This is a genomic window from Microbacterium sp. HA-8, from assembly GCF_046111165.1.
Taxonomy (GTDB): domain Bacteria; phylum Actinomycetota; class Actinomycetes; order Actinomycetales; family Microbacteriaceae; genus Microbacterium.
Map to the genome: position 1 here is coordinate 3,079,036 of NZ_CP162025.1, position 19,623 is coordinate 3,098,658.

General features: G+C 70.4%; 17 protein-coding genes and 2 tRNA genes. 7 read left to right on the forward strand and 12 right to left on the reverse strand.

From position 1 onward, the window contains the following. The first annotated feature begins 4 nt into the window (after positions 1–4). From AB2L57_RS14635 to AB2L57_RS14650, 4 genes are all read left to right on the forward strand, one after another. On the forward strand, positions 5–1,072 hold the full coding sequence (locus tag AB2L57_RS14635; protein WP_409047438.1) for an ABC transporter permease: 1,068 nt from the start codon (positions 5–7) through the stop codon (positions 1,070–1,072). After that, entirely contained in the window at positions 1,069–1,725 is a 657-nt protein-coding gene (locus AB2L57_RS14640) for an ABC transporter ATP-binding protein (protein ID WP_409047439.1), read from the forward strand. The genes AB2L57_RS14635 and AB2L57_RS14640 overlap by 4 nt, the downstream gene beginning before the upstream one ends. Continuing rightward, entirely contained in the window at positions 1,722–2,594 is an 873-nt protein-coding gene (locus AB2L57_RS14645; protein WP_409047440.1) for an ABC transporter ATP-binding protein, read from the forward strand. Before AB2L57_RS14640 ends, AB2L57_RS14645 begins: the two co-directional genes overlap by 4 nt. A gap of 109 nt (positions 2,595–2,703) precedes the next feature. Beyond that, a complete protein-coding gene (locus tag AB2L57_RS14650; RefSeq protein ID WP_409047441.1) occupies positions 2,704–3,132 on the forward strand; it encodes a VanZ family protein in 429 nt (142 codons plus the stop codon). A 110-nt stretch (positions 3,133–3,242) separates the two neighbouring features. On the opposite strand, the gene AB2L57_RS14655 is transcribed toward AB2L57_RS14650, so the two are convergent. From AB2L57_RS14655 to AB2L57_RS14670, 4 genes are all read right to left on the reverse strand, one after another. Beyond that, positions 3,243–3,316, reverse strand: a tRNA-Met gene (locus AB2L57_RS14655). 34 nt (positions 3,317–3,350) lie between these two features. Further along, positions 3,351–3,422: transfer RNA gene (locus AB2L57_RS14660), tRNA-Thr, on the reverse strand. 64 nt (positions 3,423–3,486) lie between these two features. Continuing rightward, positions 3,487–4,491 (reverse strand): M23 family metallopeptidase, encoded by a 1,005-nt coding sequence (locus AB2L57_RS14665; RefSeq protein ID WP_409047442.1) that lies wholly within the window; start codon positions 4,489–4,491, stop codon positions 3,487–3,489. A 241-nt stretch (positions 4,492–4,732) separates the two neighbouring features. Continuing rightward, positions 4,733–5,539 (reverse strand): inositol monophosphatase family protein, encoded by an 807-nt coding sequence (locus tag AB2L57_RS14670; RefSeq protein ID WP_409047443.1) that lies wholly within the window; start codon positions 5,537–5,539, stop codon positions 4,733–4,735. Positions 5,540–5,605: 66 nt separating this feature from the next. On the opposite strand from AB2L57_RS14670, the gene AB2L57_RS14675 reads away from it, so the two are divergent. Further along, positions 5,606–7,204: a phytoene desaturase family protein gene (locus AB2L57_RS14675; protein ID WP_409047444.1), complete on the forward strand. Its 1,599-nt coding sequence runs from the start codon at positions 5,606–5,608 to the stop codon at positions 7,202–7,204. Here the strand turns inward: AB2L57_RS14675 and AB2L57_RS14680 are convergent, their stop codons facing one another. The 4 genes from AB2L57_RS14680 to xylA all read right to left on the reverse strand — a co-directional run bounded on the left by AB2L57_RS14680 (position 7,205) and on the right by xylA (position 12,020). Then, complete coding sequence (locus AB2L57_RS14680; protein ID WP_409047445.1) at positions 7,205–8,074, reverse strand: hypothetical protein; 870 nt, start codon at positions 8,072–8,074, stop codon at positions 7,205–7,207. Between the two features lie 402 nt (positions 8,075–8,476). Continuing rightward, positions 8,477–9,421: an aldose 1-epimerase family protein gene (locus tag AB2L57_RS14685; protein WP_409047446.1), complete on the reverse strand. Its 945-nt coding sequence runs from the start codon at positions 9,419–9,421 to the stop codon at positions 8,477–8,479. After that, positions 9,418–10,821 (reverse strand): xylulokinase, encoded by a 1,404-nt coding sequence (locus AB2L57_RS14690; RefSeq protein ID WP_409047447.1) that lies wholly within the window; start codon positions 10,819–10,821, stop codon positions 9,418–9,420. The genes AB2L57_RS14685 and AB2L57_RS14690 overlap by 4 nt, the downstream gene beginning before the upstream one ends. 11 nt (positions 10,822–10,832) lie before the next feature. Further along, positions 10,833–12,020, reverse strand: a complete 1,188-nt coding sequence (xylA, locus tag AB2L57_RS14695; protein ID WP_409047448.1) for a xylose isomerase — start codon at positions 12,018–12,020, stop codon at positions 10,833–10,835. Positions 12,021–12,106: 86 nt separating this feature from the next. Between xylA and AB2L57_RS14700 the strand changes: the two genes are divergently transcribed. Continuing rightward, entirely contained in the window at positions 12,107–13,276 is a 1,170-nt protein-coding gene (locus AB2L57_RS14700) for an ROK family protein (protein ID WP_292814907.1), read from the forward strand. A 23-nt stretch (positions 13,277–13,299) separates the two neighbouring features. Here the strand turns inward: AB2L57_RS14700 and araA are convergent, their stop codons facing one another. From araA to AB2L57_RS14720, 4 genes are read right to left on the reverse strand one after another with little or no spacing between them, the layout of a single operon-like run. Continuing rightward, entirely contained in the window at positions 13,300–14,814 is a 1,515-nt protein-coding gene (gene araA, locus AB2L57_RS14705) for an L-arabinose isomerase (RefSeq protein ID WP_292814909.1), read from the reverse strand. A 21-nt stretch (positions 14,815–14,835) separates the two neighbouring features. Beyond that, the gene (locus AB2L57_RS14710; protein ID WP_292814912.1) at positions 14,836–16,419 is read right to left on the reverse strand and encodes a xylulokinase; all 1,584 of its coding nucleotides are present in this window, start codon (positions 16,417–16,419) and stop codon (positions 14,836–14,838) included. After that, on the reverse strand, positions 16,416–17,162 hold the full coding sequence (locus AB2L57_RS14715) for an L-ribulose-5-phosphate 4-epimerase (RefSeq protein ID WP_409047449.1): 747 nt from the start codon (positions 17,160–17,162) through the stop codon (positions 16,416–16,418). Before AB2L57_RS14715 ends, AB2L57_RS14710 begins: the two co-directional genes overlap by 4 nt. Before the next feature lie 33 nt (positions 17,163–17,195). Next, on the reverse strand, positions 17,196–18,200 hold the full coding sequence (locus AB2L57_RS14720; protein ID WP_409047450.1) for a LacI family DNA-binding transcriptional regulator: 1,005 nt from the start codon (positions 18,198–18,200) through the stop codon (positions 17,196–17,198). A gap of 134 nt (positions 18,201–18,334) precedes the next feature. Between AB2L57_RS14720 and AB2L57_RS14725 the strand changes: the two genes are divergently transcribed. After that, positions 18,335–19,606, forward strand: a complete 1,272-nt coding sequence (locus tag AB2L57_RS14725) for an HNH endonuclease signature motif containing protein (RefSeq protein ID WP_409047451.1) — start codon at positions 18,335–18,337, stop codon at positions 19,604–19,606. Positions 19,607–19,623: the final 17 nt, after the last annotated feature.

Genomic DNA, 19,623 nt, shown 5'->3' on the forward strand with positions numbered 1-19,623 from the left:
ATCGATGACCTCTGCCGCGGCACCGGACGCCGGATCGGATGCCCCCTCGACGGCACGGTTGACGCTCGGCCAGGTGCTGCGTCGTCCGGTGCCGCTCATCGCGCTCATCGTCATCGTCACGATCACCGCAGCGGTGGTGCTCGCTCCGGTCATCGCACCGTACGACCCGCTCGCGCAGGATCTCGACGCCATCCTCGTCGGCCCCTCGGCGGCCCATCTTCTGGGTACCGACCAGCTCGGCCGAGACATCTACAGCCGGCTGCTCTTCGGCGGCCAGCCGGCGCTCCTGGGCGTCCTCGTCGCCGGCATCGTCTTCGCTGTCTTCGGACTGGTGCTCGGCCTCCTCGCCGGGTACCTCGGCGGGTGGACGGACCGCGTCATCGGCGGTGTGCTCGATGTGCTGATGTCCCTTCCCGCCATCGTCGTGATCCTCGCGGTGCTCGCGATCTTCAGCCAGAGCATCGTCGCCGCCATGTTCGTCCTGGGCCTGCTCAGCTCCGCCAACCTCGCCCGCGTTACCCGCAGCACCTGTCTGGCGCTGCGGGAGGAGTTGTTCGTCTCAGCCGCGACGGTTTCCGGGATCGGCCCCGTGCGCATCATGTTCCGCCACGTGCTGCCCGCCCTGATCGGGCTGACCATCGTGCAGGTCGCACTCTTCGCCGGGATCGCGCTCGCCGTGCAGACGGGACTGGGATTCCTGGGACTGGCGACACCTCCGCCCGCGCCGAGCTGGGGCGGGATGGTGGGCGAGGCTGCCCAGGTGATGAGCCAGAGCGGATTCTTCCTCTTCATCACGGGGGCCGTCATCGCCGTCATGACACTCGCCTTCGGACTCCTGGGTGACGGCATCCGCGACCTGAACGCCGATCTGAGGGGACGATCGTCGGGAGCGACGAAGCGCCCCGTGCGCGCGACGGACGACCTCCGCGCGCAGGCATCCGAAGACGTCCTCCTCGAGCTGCGTGACTACTCCGTCGCCTTCTCCTCACCCTCCGGGGCGAAGACAATCGTGGACGAGATCTCCTTCGACGTACACCGCTCGTCGGGGAGTCCGGGAGCGGCAAGACGGTGACGGCCCTGTCGTTGCTCGGTCTGCTGCCCCCGAACGGCGCCGTGACGGGCGGGCACGCGTGGCTTGACGGACGGGATCTGGCGACGCTCACAGAGAAGCAGTACGAAGGCGTTCGCGGCACCGAGATCGGTCTCGTCTCCCAGGAGCCGATGGTCGCCCTGGACCCCCTGTTCACCATCGGTTCGCAGCTCTCCGAGGTCGTGCGGCGCATCGGAGCCGTGCCGCGCCGCGAGGTGCGCAGCACGGTCATCACCCTTCTCGAGAGCGTGAAGCTACCCGAGCCCGCGATGCTCATGCGCAAGTACCCGCACGAACTCTCGGGCGGCATGATCCAGCGCGTCGCCATCGCCATGGCCCTCGCCGGCTCTCCGAAGCTCCTGCTCGCGGACGAACCGACGACGGCTCTCGACGTCACCGTGCAGGCTGGGATCCTCGATCTGCTGCGCGAGCTGCGCGACTCGCGCGGGATGACGGTGATCCTCGTCACACACGATCTCGGGGTGGTGGCAGAGATCTGCGACGCCGCGATCGTGATGTCGCAGGGGAAGATCGTGGATTCCGGATCGATCGACCACATCTTCTACGATTCCGAGCACCCCTACACGAGAACTCTGATCGCGAGCACCCCAAGCCTCGAGGAGAGCGCAGCATGAGCGTCGAGCCGCTGCTGAACGTGCAGTCACTGAGCATCGAGTACCCGTCCCCTCGCCTCACAAAAGCACCGACTCGGGTCGTGCACGACGTGGACTTCTCCATCGGCGTCCGTGAGACGGTTGCCCTGGTGGGCGAATCCGGATCGGGAAAGACGACGATCGGCAAGGCCATCCTGGGCCTCGTGGCGCCGGCTTCGGGGCGGATCCTGCTCGACGGGCGCGACATCTCCGCTCTCCGCCCGCGGCAACGTCGCGCCTTGGCGGTCGATCTGCAGGCGGTCTTCCAGAACCCGTACGGATCGCTGAACCCGTCCATGAAGGTGGGGCAGATCCTCGCCGAGCCGCTGTTCGCCGATGGGTCGGTCAGCAGAGCGGACGCGCTCACCATCGTGCGACGCCTGCTGGAGCGGGTCGGGATGCCGGCCGACAGCGTCTCGCGCTACCCGGCGAACTTCAGCGGAGGACAGCGTCAGAGGATCGCGATCGCGCGCGCGGTGGCACGCAATCCCCGCCTCGTCGTGTGCGATGAGCCGACCAGCGCGCTGGATGTCACCACGCAGGCGGCGGCGCTGGATCTGCTCGCCGAGCTGCAGGATTCGCTCGGCGTCTCCTACCTCTTCATCACCCACGACCTGGCCGTGGTGAAGGAGTTCGCTGATCGCGCGATCGTCCTGAGGAACGGCTCCGTGGTCGAGAGCGGAACGAGTGCACAGATCTGTCTTCAGCCCTCGCACCCGTACACGCGAGCGCTGCTCGCCTCCGCTCCGGTTCCCGACCCCAGGATTCAGCGGAGACGTCGCGCTGCGCGGCTGGCCATGGCGTCGGGGGCCGCTCCGGTCACTCCCGCCACTCCCGTCGCGGGCGGGTGACACCCGGGAGCTCCCCCGCAATGGGCTGGGAGTGTCGCATGAGGCGGCGGTTCCGCCGGGTGAAGTTGCGAGACTCGGATGACGAGTACTCGGCCGGTGGGAGTGAGCAGTGGCGAACACACGTGCAACGCGGTCGATCATGGCCGTCGGCATCCTCTACACGGTCGTGATCCTGTTCGCGACGCTGGCACCGATCCCGTGGGCATCGCTGAACAACAACCAGTTGCCGCTGGGCGTACTCGATCCCGATGCGTGGCTCACAGCGACCACGTGGACGGTCGGCTCCGTCGTGGAGGTCGCCGTCAACCTGCTGATGTTCGTCCCCATCGGCGTCTTCGCCGCACTCGTGCTGCGCGGCGCCTGGTGCTGGATCGCGCCCGTGCTGCTGAGCGCCGGCATCGAGATCGCGCAGATCGCACATCCGGATCGCATCTCCGACCCGCGCGATCTCGTCATCAACACCTCTGGTGCGCTTCTGGGGGTCCTGATCGTGCGGATGGCGCGACGTCCGGCGGTGACCCCCTCGTCGCTCGCATGACACTTGAGGCACGGTCGCAAGCCTCCTCGCCGCGACAGAGGAACGCGACCCGCGCACGAAACGTCAGGATGCTGCGACGCAAATGCAGCTTCGACCAGGCTATTAATCTGTAGCAGGAGCGGGGCTTGAACCCGCGACCTCACGATTATGAGTCGTGCGCTCTCACCAACTGAGCTACCCTGCCGAACGGCTTCCGGCGGTCGAGACCGGAGGCTGCGAGCCCCGAGTCAGGATTGAACTGACGACCCCTTCCTTACCATGGAAGTGCTCTGCCACTGAGCTATCGGGGCGTTGAACCCGCATGCGGGCAACCAGAAGAGAATACCAGAGCCGCGGCATCCCGAAAGAATCGTGTCAGCCGCCGGCGTGCTCGCGGAGCCAGGTGAGCGGGTCGATGCGCTGGTTGTTCACGAAGACCTCGAAGTGCAGGTGCGCGCCGTACGAGAGGCCCGTGTTGCCGGTGAGGCCGAGGAACTGCCCCACTTCGACCGTGTCGCCTGCCTTGACCTGCAGCGATCCGTACTGCATGTGCGCGTAGTGCGTCGAGAAGATCTCGCCGTCGATCTCGTGATCGATGATGACGTGCACACCGAAGGCCGCGCCGCTCTCGCTCGCGACGCGCACGGTTCCGCCCGCGACGGCCTGGATCTGCGCACCCTCGCCCGGGGTGAAGTCCAGCCCGTAGTGGAACGAGCCCCAACGCGGTCCATAGCCGTCCGAGATCGGCACGCCGGCGGCGAACGGCCACTGGATCGGCGCCGACGGGTCGTTGACGAAGAAGTTCGTGTGCCGGGTGATGCCGGTCGCGGCGGCGATCTCGGAGAACGTCGCCATCGTGTAGGTCTCGTCGCGTCCGAGCTCTGTCGTCGCGGTGTCGGGTGCGACGTACGCCTGAATCTGCTCGACCTCGGCCTCGTCGGTGGATGCCGGAGCCTCGATCGTCGTGACCGCATCGGTCTTGGTCGCAGCGGCGACGGCCTCGGCGGGCGCGCCGACGGCGATCGTCATGAGGCCGACGACGCCCATGACCCCGACACTGAACGAGGCGGCGACGGCTTGTTTCGCGAAGACACGGGAACGGCGGGCTCGCGCCCTGCGAACCCGCCGCGGTGCGCGGTCCTCCGCCTCGGACTCATCCGCGGCGGAGGCCTCGGCGTCCGCCGCGTCCTCAGCCTCGGGCTCCGCATCGAAAGCCGCGGCGGCCACACTGATCGGAGTCTCTCCGGTGAAGGCGAAGGCGCGCGCGGCGCGAGCGAACGCATCGTGCTCGGCGTCGCGATCCGCGATCCCCGCGACCGGTCCCTGCGCCTGCGCCGCCTGCTCCGCCTTGACCCGACGCAGCTCCGCCCGCGTCATCATCGCGGGGCGCCCCACGGGAGACGTGGGCGCGGGGGCGTCTGCTCGACGGGCACGGCGCGTAGCGCCGGGGTCCGCCAGGGGGGCGTCGGACTGCAAGCGGTGGAACTCTCGGTCGGGTTCGTATCGGGGGGCGATACGCGGACTTCGGGGTGGAGGTGTCGTCACGATCCATTCGGGTGAAAGGTAACGAATGGATAAACCTTAGCGGCTCGGTCCTGAGAATGCCATGTGGGCACCCCGGTCAGGATGCGAGCGCGTCGGCGAGCGCCTGCGTGAACGCGGGCCAGAATCCCGGCGCCGCGGCGATCAGCAGATCCCGGCTCGCGCGCTCCCCGTCGAGGGCACCGACGATTCCCCCGGCCTCTTCGACGATGAGCGCGCCCGCGGCCTGGTCCCAGGGCCACAGTCCGCTTTCGTAGTAGGCATCGACCCGCCCCGCGGCCACGGCGGTCAGATCCAGCGACGCGGCACCCATGCGACGGATGTCGCGGGCGATCGGCATCATCTTCCCCAGCACCGCGAGCTGGCGCGTCCGCTTCTCCGGGTCGTACCCGAAGCCCGTCGCGATCAGCGCGCCCGAGGCGTCGGGTGCCGCGTTCACGGCGATGGGGCGCTCCCCGAGAAAGGCACCCGCTCCGCGCGCGGCGTGGAAGAGCTCACCGGTGGCGGGATTGTGCACGACCCCGGCGAGCGCGGTCCACTCGCGGGGATCCGGCGTGCCCTGCACGACGCCGATCGAGACGGCGTACGCGGGGATCCCGTACGCGTAGTTGACGGTGCCGTCGATCGGGTCGACCACCCACGTCACCCCCGTGGTGCTCTCCCCCGCCCCGGACTCCTCGCCGAGGAACCCGTCGCCCGGCCGCTCGGCATCCACGCGGGCGCGAATGAGCGCCTCGACCTCGCGATCGGCTTCGGTGACGATGTCGGCGAGACCCGACTTGGTGGCGGCGATCCGCACCCCCTCGTCGCGGCGGCGCCGGGCGAGTTCCCCCGCCTCGCGCGCGATGTCGATGGCAAGCTCGCTCAGCGTGGATTCGATCGTCACCCCACCACGCTACCGAGTCCCGGCATCCACCCCACCCGCCCGGCGGCGCGCACTAGCGTGATCGGCATGAATCACGCCGGACCCGCCCGACCCGTGCACGATGTCGTGATCGTCGGCGGCGGACACAACGCCCTCGTCGCGGCGGCCTACCTCGCGGGGGCCGGACGCAGCGTCGTCGTACTCGAGCGAGACGGCCACGTCGGCGGCGCGGCCGTCTCGGAGCGCCCGTGGGCGGGCGTGGACGCCCGGCTTTCGCGCTATTCCTACCTGGTCAGCCTGCTTCCGCGGCGCATCATCGACGATCTCGGGCTCGAGATCACCCTTCGCCGCCGGCGCATCTCGTCGTACACGCCCGTGCCGGACGCACCCGAACGTGGCCTGCTGATCGACACGGAGGATGCCGCGGCCACGGCCTCTTCGTTCGCGCGGGCGACGGGCGATCGTGCCGACGCGGACCGGTACGCGGCGTTCGGTGCGCGGCTCGCCCCCCTCGCGCGTGCGGTCTTCTCGTCGATGACCGAGCCGCTCGCACGGCCCGAGGAGCTTCGCCGACGCGTCGGCGACGACGCGCTGTGGCACGGTCTCGTGGAGGCGCCCCTCGGCGAGCTGCTGCGCACCCAGAGCCAGGACGACCTCGTGCGGGGCGTGCTGCTGACCGACGCGCTCATCGGCACGTTCTCGTACGCCGACGATCCCTCGCTGCGCCAGAACCGCTGCTTCCTCTACCACGTCATCGGCGGAGGGACGGGCGACTGGGACGTGCCGGTGGGCGGTATGGGTCGGGTCACCGAAGCCCTCCGGGATGCGGCGCTGCGCGCGGGTGCACGGCTGCGCGTGCACGTCGAGGCCGTGTCGATCACGCCCGACGGCGAGGTCACCCTCGACGACGGCGAGATCGTCGCGGGTCGGCTCGTCCTGAGCGGGGTCGGCCCGGCGGTCCTCTCCCGCCTGCTTCGAGCGGGAGGCGCGACGACGGATGCTGTCACGCCGGCACCGGAGGGGGCGCAGATCAAGGTGAACATGCTCCTCGACCGTCTGCCGCGACTGCGGGACCGCGAGGTGGCGCCCGAGCAGGCCTTCGCGGGCACGTTCCACATCAATGAGACGATGACGCAACTGGACACGGCCTTCCGGAGTGCGGCGGACGGGTCGATCCCCGATCCGCTGCCCGCGGAGATCTACTGCCACTCGCTCACGGATCCCTCGATCCTCGGACCGGACCTCAGGCGACGAGGCGCGCACACCCTCACGCTGTTCGGCCTGCAGACGCCACACCGTCTGACCACCGACACCGACCCCGACACGATCCGCGCTGCGCTGCTTCTGGCGGCGGAACGCTCGCTCGAGAGCGTGCTCGCCGAGCCGTTGGCGCCACTGCTGCACACGGGTCCCGATGGCACCCCCTGCATCGAGGCACGCACGACGGCGGATCTCGAGGACTCTCTCGGCATGGTGGGGGGCGACATCTTCCACGGCGAGCTGTCGTGGCCGTGGCTGGAGTCGGACGCCACGGAGACGACGCCGGGCGCTCGGTGGGGCGTGAGCACCCGGCACGACAGCATCCTGATGTGCGGGGCCGGCGCACGTCGCGGAGGCGCCGTCAGCGGTCTCGGCGGCCACAACGCCGCGATGGCGGCGCTGGAGATACTCGGTCGCGCCGGATGATCAGCGCGGCGGCGCGGGCGGTGACGGCGGCGCGGGGGGCACCTGAGAGACGGGAGGTGCGGGCGGCGCCGGCTGCGCGTGCGGCGGGACGGGCGGCATCGGCGGAACGGGGGCCGCGTACCCCGAAGCGGGCTGCTGCGGATAGCTCGGGCGCCCCGTGTAGTACGCGTTCCAGTCGGGCGATCCGTCGGACATGACCGGCAGCGGGGTGCGCCCGTCCGCATAGGTCGGCCAGGGCAGCGCCGCCGGCGCGGGCGGAGCGGCGACGACGCGCGGCGAGTTCAAGGCCTTCACGAGCGGGACGAGGGCGGTGCCGACCGCCGCGAGGATCGTGACGGCCACGACGACCCGCCAGTAGAAGTCCGACCAGCGGGCGTCGAACATGAGCGGCAGCAGAAGCATGATCGCGAGCACCGTGGACAGTCCGACGGTCACGGCGGTGCACGCCCGCGTGAACACGGTGGCGTTGCGTTCCTGCGTGCGGATGAGCAGTCGCGCGTGCAGGATCGCCAGCCGCACGACCAGCACGATGGCCACGAACTCCATGAAGCGCGTGTATGACGACATCCACCACGCGTCGATCGGAGTCCAGATCTTGATCGCGCCGGCGAGAAGGATGACGACCCAGCCGACCATGCTCAGCAGCACGTACCACTGGGGTCGTCGAGGGGCCTGCCCCGCGTCGAAGACGGCCGCGCCCGCGAACGCCGCGAGGAGCAGGATCGTCGCGAGCGCACGGCCGATGATGCCACTCTCGCCCCCGAAGAGAACCCAGAAGACGCAGACCAGGGCCGCGGCCACGAGGGCGGCGATGGCGATGATCACCGACAGCCGCCAGAAGGACCTTCGCTCTTCGTACTGCTCCGACATCGTCGTTCTCCTTGCTCAGCCGCAGACGAGCCCATCCTGGCACGGAGGGTGTATCAGGCGGAGGAGACTGCACTCCTCTGGGGAGAAGAATCCGTCCGCACCCGATGGGGAGGACGGGGAAATGAATTGGCCCCCTCGGGCAGCCCATTGGGGACTGGGCGACTCGAGGGGGCCCTGCTTCTTCCTGGTCGAACGCGAAACCGCTTGGGGAACCGGCCCGCACGCCGCTGGGGACGGCGTCTCGACACTTCCCGGAAGAGCTGGTAACAGCATAAACCCTTCGGCGATAGTGGGTCTGTCCCCCCTTTGGGGGACAAACGGCCACGTTCGCGTCCCCTCTTCGGGGGACAGATGAGCTTTCAGAGAGCTCACGCGCGAGAGATCGACGGGAATCGCGATCGATCAGATCGCGAAGATGCTCCAGGTTCCCGCGGCTGTCGAGCTGGGGTCAAGCAAGATGAGAGCATTCTCACTGTTGAAGGCGTCGGGTGGACAGGTCATCGGCTCGACCGCCAACCCGCGCCGAGATCGGGACTCGTCGGGCAGATCCGCCGTGTGCACCTGCACCCACGCGCAGTCCCTTCCCCAGGCCATTCCGACGCCCGAGCCCTGCCCATCGGTCACACGCACGGTCACCCGCCCGCCGGGTGCCGATTCGAGGTCCGTGAACGCATGATCGATCCGGGCACCCGCGATCCGGCGCGGGGCGCGGAAGTCGAAGCGGTCGGCGTCGATCTCGACCGAGCGCAGCTCGGTGGGGATCAGCCGGTCCTCCGTCACCTCGAGCACCTGGCGGGCCGGCAGTTCGAGGATCCAGTCGTCGACGCGGCCCGGCCCGGCGACGAGATAGGGGTGCGGTCCGGTGCCGAACGGCGCGGTCTCGCCCGAGAGATTCGTCGCCCGCACCGTCTGGGTGAGCCCGTCCGCACTCAGGGCATAGGTGGTCTCGATGCGCAGCCGCCACGGGTACCCCGCCTGCGGCTCGATCTCGGCGGCGAGCGTGACATGGTCATCGCCTTTGTCGACGGCGTCGAAGTCGAGCCACGCCACGAGTCCGTGCAGGGCGTGGCCTCGCGCCGGTTCGGTGAGGGCGAGCACGTGGTCGCGACCTCCGAACCGGAACCGGCCGTCCACGACGCGGTTGGGCCAGGGCGCCAGCGTGGCACCCCGGTAGGCTGGGCGCACCTCGTCGGCGTCGAAGGGAACGGTCAGATCGCGCTCCCCCGCCGCGGAGCTGAACCTCAGCACACGCAGCGATGCCCCCACGCTGGCGATGACGGCGGTGTAGTCGCCCGCCCGGAGGGTGTGCTGAGTGCCGGATGCGGGGCGTCTGTCTTCATGGATCACTCGACGTATCCTGCCGCAACGGCGGCGTATCGCGCGCGGACCTCGCTTCGGGTGTCGACGTCGAGCGTGCGCTCCATCGCCGATGTCCACGTCGGTCGCGAGCCGTTCAGCACCCAGGCCGCCTGGACCGCGGCACCTCGCGCGACATACTCCCCCGGCGCGGGAACGACGACGGGCACGTCGAAGACCTGAGCCGCGATCGCCGCGACGGCGGGGTTGCGCGCGGCGCCGCCGATCAGCAGCACGCGCCGCGCGACGACGCCCTGGGCGCGCACCGCGTCGACGCCCTCGGCGAGGCCGCACAGCATCCCCTCGATCGCTGCGCGGGCGACGCCGGCTCGCGTCGTCGTCGCGAGGGTGAGGCCCGCGAGCGTCGCGGTCGCATCCGGCAGGTTGGGGGTGCGCTCGCCCTCGAAGTAGGGCACGAGCACGGGCGCCGGGGCTCCGGCATCCACCTCGAGGGCGAGTCGCCCGAGCTCATCGTGATCCACGCCGAGCAGCGCCGCGATCGCATCGAGCACACGCGCCGCGTTGAGGGTCGCCACGAGCGGAAGGTAGCCTCCGGCTGCGTCGGCGAAGCCGGCGACCGTGCCGGACGCATCGGCCACCGGATGATCCGTGACGGCGAACACGGTGCCGGAGGTGCCGATCGAGACGACGACATCTCCGGTCGCGGCGCCCAGGCCGAGCGCCGCCCCCGCGTTGTCGCCCGCCCCCGGACCCACGAGCACGCCGCCGGCGGTGCGCCCCGCGGCCTCTCCCGGGCCGAGCACTCTCGGGCGTACGGCGTCGTGCCCGAGAGCCCGCACGAACAGCTCATCGTCGTACCCGGCAGCACCCCAGTAGGCCGTACCGCTGGCATCCGAGCGGTCTGTGGTCAGCTCCTCCAGCACCGGGCCCTTCGCCGACTCGCCCGTGGGGCCGAAGCCGCGCAGCCGCCAGGTGAGCCAGTCGTGCGGTAGCGCGACCGCGGCCACCCGGGCGGCGCGCTCCGGCTCCGCATCGCGCAGCCAGCGCAGCTTGGTCGCGGTGAACGACGCCACGGGCACGACCCCCGTCCGCCGGGCGTACTCACCCGCCCCGACCTCGCCGATCAGGCCGCGCGCCGCCGATGCCGAGCGGGTGTCGTTCCACAGCAGCGCGTCGCGGATCACCCGCCCTTCGGCATCGAGCACGACCATGCCGTGCTGCTGCCCCGCGACCGACACGGACGCCACGTCGCCGAGTCCGCCGGCATCCGCGATCGCGTCCGTCAACGCCACCCACCACGCATCGGGCGACACCTCGGTGCCCGGGGGGTGCGCGGCGCGCCCCTCGCGCACGACGCGCCCCGTCGCGACATCGACGATGACGACCTTGCAGGACTGGGTCGACGAATCGACCCCCGCGACGAGCGTCATGGCGTCCGCGCTCAGCGGGCGCCGAGCAGGTGCTCGGTCGCCAGCTGCTGGAGCCGGACGAAGCCGAAGCCCTTGCCGCCGAGGTAGGCCGCGGCGTCGAAGTCCTCGTACGCCGACCGGTCGGCGAGCAGGTCGTCGTACGACTCGCCGGGGTTGAGGGTGGGCACGGCGAGCTCGGCGACCTTCGCGGCCTCGAGCGCCTCCTGCACCTCGGGGTCGGCGCGGAAGGCCGCGGCTCGCTCCTTGAGCAGCAGGTAGGTGCGCATGTTGGCGGATGCCGACTCCCACACACCCTTCTCGTCCTCGGTACGCGAGGGCTTGTAGTCGAAGTGACGGGGGCCATCGTAGGCCGGTACCCCACCGGGGCCGCCGTTCTCCAGCAGGTCCACGAGCGAGAAGGCGTTGTGCAGATCACCGTGGCCGAAGACGAGGTCCTGGTCGTACTTGATCCCGCGCTGGCCGTTGAGGTCGATGTGGAAGAGCTTGCCGTGGTAGAGCGCCTGCGCGATGCCCGCGGTGAAGTTCAGGCCCGCCATCTGCTCGTGGCCGACCTCGGGGTTGACACCCACGAGCTCGGGACGCTCGAGCGAGTCGATGAAGGCGATCGCGTGGCCGAGGGTCGGCAGCAGGATGTCACCGCGCGGCTCGTTGGGCTTGGGCTCGATGGCGAAGCGGATGTCGTAGCCCTTGTCGGTGACGTAGTCGCCGAGCAGGTTGACGGCCTCGCGATAGCGCTCCAGCGCCTGTCGCACATCCTTTGCCGAGTCGTACTCGGCGCCCTCGCGGCCGCCCCACATGACGAAGGTCTTGGCACCCAGCTCCGCGGCCAGGTCGAGGTTGCGCAGCACCTTGCGCAGGGCGAAGCGGCGCACGTCGCGGTCGTTGGACGTGAAGCCGCCGTCCTTGAACACGGGGGCCGAGAAGAGGTTCGTGGTCACCATCGGCACGACGAGTCCGGTGGCGGCGAGCGCGCCCTTGAGGCGATCGATCTGCATCTGACGCTCGGCGTCGGTGGATCCGAACGCGAAGAGGTCGTCGTCATGGAACGTGAGTCCGTACGCACCGAGCTCGGCGAGCTTCTCGACGGCGTGCACGACATCGAGCGCGGGCCGCGTCGGGCCCCCGAACGGGTCGGTGCCGTTGTAGCCGATGGTCCAGAGGCCGAACGAGAACTTGTCGGCGGGCGTGGGGGTGGGCATGCGATCCTGCTCCTCGCTGAACGGAAATGTTGTTAGCGACAACCTATACCACGCATCGTCCGCCCGCGACCCCCTACGCTGGTGCGATGACCGACCGCGCGACCACCTTCGAGGCGGTGCGGCGCGCGAACCTCGCACGGCTGGTGCGCCTCGTGCACCTCGAAGGACCGCAGTCCCGCGCGCAGTTGACGGCCACGACGGGCCTGAACCGCTCGACCATCGCCGACCTCGTCGGCGAACTCGTCTCGCTCGGCATCGCCGCCGAGCTGCCGCCTGCCCCTTCCACGCGCGCCGGCCGCCCCTCCCCCGTCGTCGCGTGCGATCCCCGGATCGTGGCGCTCGCCGCGAACCCCGAAGTCGACGCCCTCACACTCGCGGCTGTGCGCCTGGACGGCTCCGTCGCCGCGCGTCTGCGCATCGAGGTCGACCGCCTGCTCACGCCCGACCAGACGGTGGCGATGATCGCCGGCTGGAGCCCGGCGGAACTCCACGGCGCCCGTATCGTCGGTCTCGGCCTCGCCGTGCCCGGGCTCGTCCGCGCGGCCGACGGCATGGTGCGCCTCGCACCGCACCTCGGCTGGCACGACGTGCCGCTGCGCGACCTCGCGACGCACGCCACCGGCCTGCCGGTCGTGGTCGACAACGACGCCACCCTGGGCGCGATCGCCGAGCACTTGTTCGGCGCCGGCCGGGGCATCGACGACCTCGTCTATCTCAACGGCGGCGCCAGCGGAATCGGCGGCGGCCTGATCGTGCACGGGATGCCGGTATCCGGTCTCTCGGGATACGCCGGGGAGTTCGGACAGAACCGGCCCGGCATCCCCTCCTCGGCGGATCGCCTGGCCGGCGACGGTGTTCTGGAGGACGAGGTGAGTCGGGCACGCCTGCTCGCCGTCGCGGGACTCGCCTCGGCCGACGAGCCCACGCTCGCCGCCGCCCTCGCCGCGAGCGATCTTCCCGATGCCGCCGACGAGATCGCGCGCCAGCGCCGCATCCTCGCCACCGCGCTCGCGAACGCGGTCAACGTGCTGAACCCGCGCGTGATCGTCCTCGGCGGGTTTCTCGCGACGCTCGCCGCGGGCGGCACCGACGAGCTGCTCGACGCGGTGCGCGCCCTCTCGATGCCGGCCGCCGGGGAGGATGTCGAGATCCGCCCGGCGGCACTCGGCGAGGATCGCCTGCTGATCGGCGCGGCGGAGGCCGCCTTCGCGCGCCTCCTCGACGACCCGGTCGGCATGCTGCCCCCCGGGCGTTGAGCGAGCGCAGCGAGACGCCGGCTCTACAGCCCCTGCGCGAGCCGGTAGTAGGCCTGGTTCCACCGCACCTCGCGCTGGAAGTCGCGCACCGTCGTGGTGTCATCGATCACGAGCAGCTCGGTCTTGGCGATCTCGGCGAAGTCGCGGAACACGTCGATGCCCACGGCGGTGGTCATGACCGTGTGGTGCGCGGCGCCGGCGATGAGCCAGGCGGCGGCGCTCGTGGCGAAGTCCGGCTGCGGCTTCCAGATCGCACGTCCCACCGGCAGCTTGGGCAGATCCGGGGCCTCGACGTTCTCGACCACGTTCGCCGTCAGCCGGAACCGGTCCCGCATGTCGCTCATGGCCACGACGAGCGCGGGTCCCGGGTCGGCGGTGAACACCAGGCGTACGGGATCCTGCTTGCCGCCGATGCCGAGCGGGTGGATCTCGAGTCTCGCTCTCTGCGACGACAGCGATGGTGACACCTCGAGCATGTGCGCCCCCAGGATGCGCTCGGAGCCGGGCACAAGATCGTAGGTGTAGTCCTCCATGAGGCTCGCACCTCCCGGCAGCCCCGCGCCCATGACGTTCGCGACGCGCACGAGGATCGCCGTCTTCCAGTCGCCCTCTGCGCCGAAGCCGTAGCCCTCGGCCATCAAGCGCTGCACCGCGAGGCCGGGCAGCTGGGTGAGGGCACCGAGGTCTTCGAAGCTCGTCGTGAAGGCGCCGAACCCGCCCTCCTCGAGGAAGGAGCGCAGTCCGAGCTCGATCGCGGCGCCGTCGCGCAGCGACTGATGACGCTCGCCGCCGGCGCGCAGCTCGGGCACGACATCGTACTCCTCTTCATAGAGAGCCACGAGGGCATCGACCTCCGCGTCGGATGCTGTCGCGACAGCATCCGCCAGCTCGTTGACACCCCACGTGTTCACCTGCACGCCGAAGCGCAGCTCGGCCTCGGTCTTGTCACCCTCGGTGACCGCGACGTAGCGCATGTTGTCGCCGAAGCGCGCGAGCTTGAGGCTGCGGGCGGCCGCCCAGCCCGCCGCGGCCCGCTGCCATGATTCGACCTCGGCACGAACGCGGGCATCGGAGGCGTGACCGGCGACCGTCTTGCGCGCGACGCCGAGGCGGGTCTGGATGTAGCCGAACTCGCGGTCGCCGTGCGCCGCCTGATTGAGGTTCATGAAATCGAAGTCGATGTCGGCCCACGGCAGTTCGACGTTCGCTTGCGTGTGCAGGTGCAGGAGCGGCTTCTGCAACGCGTCGAGGCCGCCGATCCACATCTTGGCGGGGCTGAACGTGTGCATCCACGCGATGAGGCCGATGACCTCGTCGGCCGCGTTGGCCTCGAGGGCGAGGCGACGGATGCTGTCGGCGTCCTTCAGCACGGGTTTCCAGACGACCTTCACGGGCACATGGCCCTCGAGCTGGGCGACGACACCCTGCGACTGCTCAGCGACCTGGCGCAGGGTCTCTTCGCCGTACAGGTTCTGGCTGCCGGTGACGAACCAGACCTCGTAGGCGTCGAGGGTCGTGGCGAGGGGCGTGCGGGTCATGTCGTTCTTCTTTCGGTCGGTTCAGAGGACGGCGGTGGCGGCGCGCTCGATCGCGAGCCCCACCTCGTAGCGGGTGAGGTAGGAGGCGTAGCCCGCGGCATCTGCGGCGTCGGGGGCCGCAGTTGCGAACTCCTCGTCCGCGAAGACGCGCTGCGCGAGATACGCATCCAGGGGCAGCTCTGCGGCCGCGTCCAGGTAGGCCGCGAGCACGGCGATGCCCCATGCGCCGCCCTCGGACGCCGTCGCGGCGACCGCCACGGGCGCGTCGATCGCGGCCGCGAGGAAGCGCTGCGCGACGCCGGCGGTGCGGAACATGCCGCCGTGCGCGTACATCGTCTCGATCTCCACGCCCTCGCCCCGGAGCACCCGCATCCCGAGGCTCAGGGTTCCGAAGACCCCGTAGAGCTGGGCGCGGAAGACGTTGCCGAGCGTCAGGCGCGAATCGGGGGTGCGGACGACGAGCGGACGCCCCGCGTCGAGTCCCGCGATGGGCTCCCCCGCGAGGTGGTTGTACGCGAGGATGCCGCCGGCATCCGCCTCGGCGTCGAGTGCTTCACTGAAGAGCACCTCGTACACGGCGTCGGCCTCGAGGGGCGTGCCCGCCGCCGCGGCGAACCGCCCGAAGACGCTCACCCACGCGGCGAGCTCGCTCGCGCCGTTGTTGCAGTGCACCATCGCCACCGGGTCGCCGGCGGGCGTGGTCACGATGTCGAGTTCGTGGTGCACGCGGGCCAGGGGCCGATCGAGCACGACCATCGCGAAGATGCTCGTGCCGGCGCTGACGTTTCCGGTGCGCGGCGAGACGGCGTTCGTGGCGACCATTCCGGTGCCGGCGTCACCCTCGGGCGGACAGAACGGGATGCCGGGGCTGAGCGATCCGGTCGGGTCGAGCAGGGCCGCTCCCTCCGTCGTCAGCTCGCCGGCGATCACGCCGGCGGCGAGGACCTCGGGCAGCAGCTGAACCAGGTCGGCCGGAAGCCGGCCGCTCACGAGCCGGTCGTATGCCGAGAGCATCGCCTCGTCGTAGCCGCCGGTCGCGGGATCGATCGGGAACATGCCGGAGGCATCCCCCACCCCGAGCACCCTGTGCCCGGTGAGACGCCAGTGCACATAGCCCGCGAGGGTCGTGACGAAGCGGATGCCGGGCACATGCTGCTCGGCGCCAAGCACCGCCTGGTGCAGGTGCGCGATCGACCACCGCAGCGGGATGTTGACGCCGAACAGTTCCGTGAGCTCGGCGGCGGCGGGACCCGTGGACGTGTTGCGCCACGTACGGAAGGGGACGAGCAGATCTTCGTCGGCCCCGAACGCCAGGTAGCCATGCATCATGGCCGAGACACCGATGGCACCGAACGTGGTGGGGCGCTCCCCGTGACGACGCTCCGCGTCGGCGAGGAGACCGGCGACGGCATCCTGCAGTCCCGACCAGACGTCCTCGAGCGCGTAGGTCCAGGTGTTGTCCTCGAACCGGTTCTCCCACTCGTGTGAACCGACCGCGAGGACGGTGCCGGGGTCGGCGGCGTCGACGAGGCAGGCCTTGATGCGGGTCGATCCGAACTCGATGCCGAGCGCCGTGCGGCCGGCGCGGATCGCGTCGGCGCTCATCGGGCGTCCTCGCTCTCGTCGCGGCGGTCGTCGGTGGCCTGGCCGTAGACGTTCTGGTACCGGCCGTAGAGGGCGTCGATCTTCTCCTGCGGGATCGGGACCAGCGGACCCGCCTGCGCCGCGATATGAACCGTGCGCGCCGCGTCCTCACACATCACCGCGGCCTTGACCGCATCCTTCGCCGACACCCCGATCGTGAACGGCCCATGATTGCGCATCAACACCGCACGGCTCCGGTGACCGGTGAGGGTCTCCACGATCCCCCGACCGATCGAGTCATCCCCGATCACCGCAAACGGACCCACCGGAATCGGACCCCCGAACTCATCCGCCATCCCCGTGATCACACACGGAATCGATTCCCCCCGCGCCGCCCACGCCACCGCATACGTCGAATGCGTGTGCACCACACCACCCACACCCGGCATATTCCGATACACATACGCATGCGCCGCCGTATCACTCGACGGAGACCGCTCACTGCCCGGCGTCCCCGGCACCACAACCCCGTCCAGATCGCACACGATCATGTTCTCCGGCGCCAGATCGTCATACGACACCCCGCTCGGCTTGATCACGAACAGATCCGCACCCGGCACACGACCCGACACATTCCCACCCGTCCACACCACCAGCCCATACCGCACCAACTCACCATGCAGACGGGCCACATCCTCGCGGGTCCGCGCCACCGCGACCTCGAGGGGCTCGGGGGTGGACGTCGTCGTCGCAGCGGTGCTCATGACCGGAATGTTACCGGTAACAGATCCGGTTTGTCACGTGTCATTCACCCGCGACGCCGGGGCGGCGACCGAGTCGCGTTCGACGAGAACGGGGGCGGATGCCGGAGCGACAGCATCCGCCCGATCGACGAGCGCCGCGATGCAGCGCCTTGCTTCGCCCTCGATGTCGAGGCGCACCGTGGTGAGGGCGGGGGCGTAGAACGCGGCGTCGGGGTTGTCGTCGAACCCGACGATGCTGACCCGTGCGGGCACGTCGACACCCGCGCGAGTCAGGCCCGCCGCCAGGCCGAGCGCCATCTGGTCGTTCGACGCGAAGACCGCGGTCGGAGCATCCGGCCTGCCCACGAGGGCTGCGATCTCGACCGCCACGGCCGCGCCCGCGGCTGCCGTCCAATCGCCCGACCAGCGTCCCGCGCGGCGCAGGCCGCGCGCGGCCAGAGCGTCATCGAACCCGGCCTCGCGCGCCGCCGCCTCGACCCAGTCGTCGGGACCTGCCAGCAGCGCGATCCGCTCGTGGCCGGCGGCGGCGAGGTGGTGAGCGGCGAGCGCCGCACCCGCCCGCTGAGCGGCGGCGTCGCCGTGCAACGCGACGACCGCCGCACTCCCGCCCGCGGCGAGCGCATCGAGCGATCCGGTGTGAGCGGCGACCACCGCGATGCCGTCGACACCCTGCTCGCGCAGATGTGCGGCCGCCGCGCGCACGGATTCTTCATCCGCCGCGTCGGCATACGCGGTGCTCACCCAGCGCCCGGCGTCGCGGGCCGCGCGCTCCAGCGCGGCGATGCCCACCGAGGGACCATAGAGGCTCGCATCCGAGGCGAGGATGCCGATCGTGCGCGACACGCTCGTACCGAGCGCCCGCGCCGCGTTGTTGACGCGGTAGTCCAGCGCCTCGATCGCATCGAGCACCTTGCGCCGCGTCTCGGGCCGGATGTGGGGGTGGCCGTTGAGCACACGCGACACCGTCTGCGTCGACACGCCCGCGCGGGCGGCGACCTCGCGGACGCCGGCGGCGCGTGGGACGGCTGGCTGCGACATCCGATCCTCCTCCGGGCTGGGGTTCAGCGTAGCCGCGCCGCGGAACGGGTCGATCGACGGATCGTGCGTCTTGCGATCTGCGCGCGCGTCGGCCGCCCACATCGGAATCGAATTTTTGTGCTATACTGAGGCCTATGGACATTGACGAGGTACACCCCTCCGAGTCCTCCGTCGCGCTCACCCCGCAGCAACTGCTCGATCATGTGTTCGATGATGTGCAGGTTGATCAGTTCGAGATCAACCGACGCGACGCCCGCCGCGCGCGAGGCATCGCCGAGGCCGTCGACCTCGCGAGACGGCACGCCTACGTGTACTCCGACCTGCCCGGCGACGCCGGCGAGGCGATGGCCGAGCGGGGCGCCTACTTCGACATGTCGCTGCGCCTCGCGCTCTCCGAGACCACCCTGCGCGCGCTCGCGGGCACGGCCCGCAACGCGGCTCGGCTCCTGCCCGAGCTGTGGCAGCGGGCGACCGACGGCTTCGCTGCCCTCTCCCTCGTCGACGCAGCGGTGACCGGTGCCCTGCGACTACAGCCTGCCGCCGATGCGACTCGCGCCGAGATCAGCGCCGCCGCCGCGGCGATACGCGAACTCGATGACGCCGCATCCGAATGGGTGCTGACCTGCACCCCCGCCTCTTTTCGCGCCAGACTCGCCCGCCTCGTCGAGCGCCTCGACGCGCGGCGCGCCGAGGCCCGGCACGCCGCCGCGATGCGTGACCGGCGCGTGGTCATCGAGCACGTCGACAACGGCATGTCGTGGGTGTCGGCCCTGATCCCCACCGTCGATGCGGTCGCCGCGGGTCGGCGCCTGACCGCAACGGCCAAGGCGATCGCCAACGGCGGCGGCGAGACCCGACGACGCGATCAGGTGCGAGCAGATCTCTTCAGCGCATGGCTGCGCGGTGAGGGCACAGCCACGGCCGTCAAGACCACCGTGTTCGTCACGGTTCCCGTGACGCTGCTCGCCGGCGACACGACGGCGGCACTCCCCCGGGAGCAGGCGCAGCTCGTCGGACACGGCCCGATCGACTCCCTCACCGCGGCTCAGCTGTTCTTCGAGGCCAAGGCCTTCCGCCGAGTGATCACCGACCCCGTGCGGGGCATCGTCCTCGACATGGATCGCCGCACGTACCGGCCGACCAAGGCCCAGCGCGACTGGCTCGTGCTCACCCACGGCCGGTGCGCGCGTGACGGGTGCTCAAGACTTGCGCTCGACGCGGATCTCGATCATGACAGAGCCTGGGCACGCGGCGGCACCACCGACGCATTCAATCTGCGTCCTCTCTGCCCGCCCGATCACACGCACCGGCACAAGACGAGATTCCGGTTCGTGTCGCGCCGCGACGGCACGGTCCAGGTGACCACCCCGACCGGGTTCACCACATCGCCTCCGCCGCCCTTCTGATCAGCACGACCCCGCCG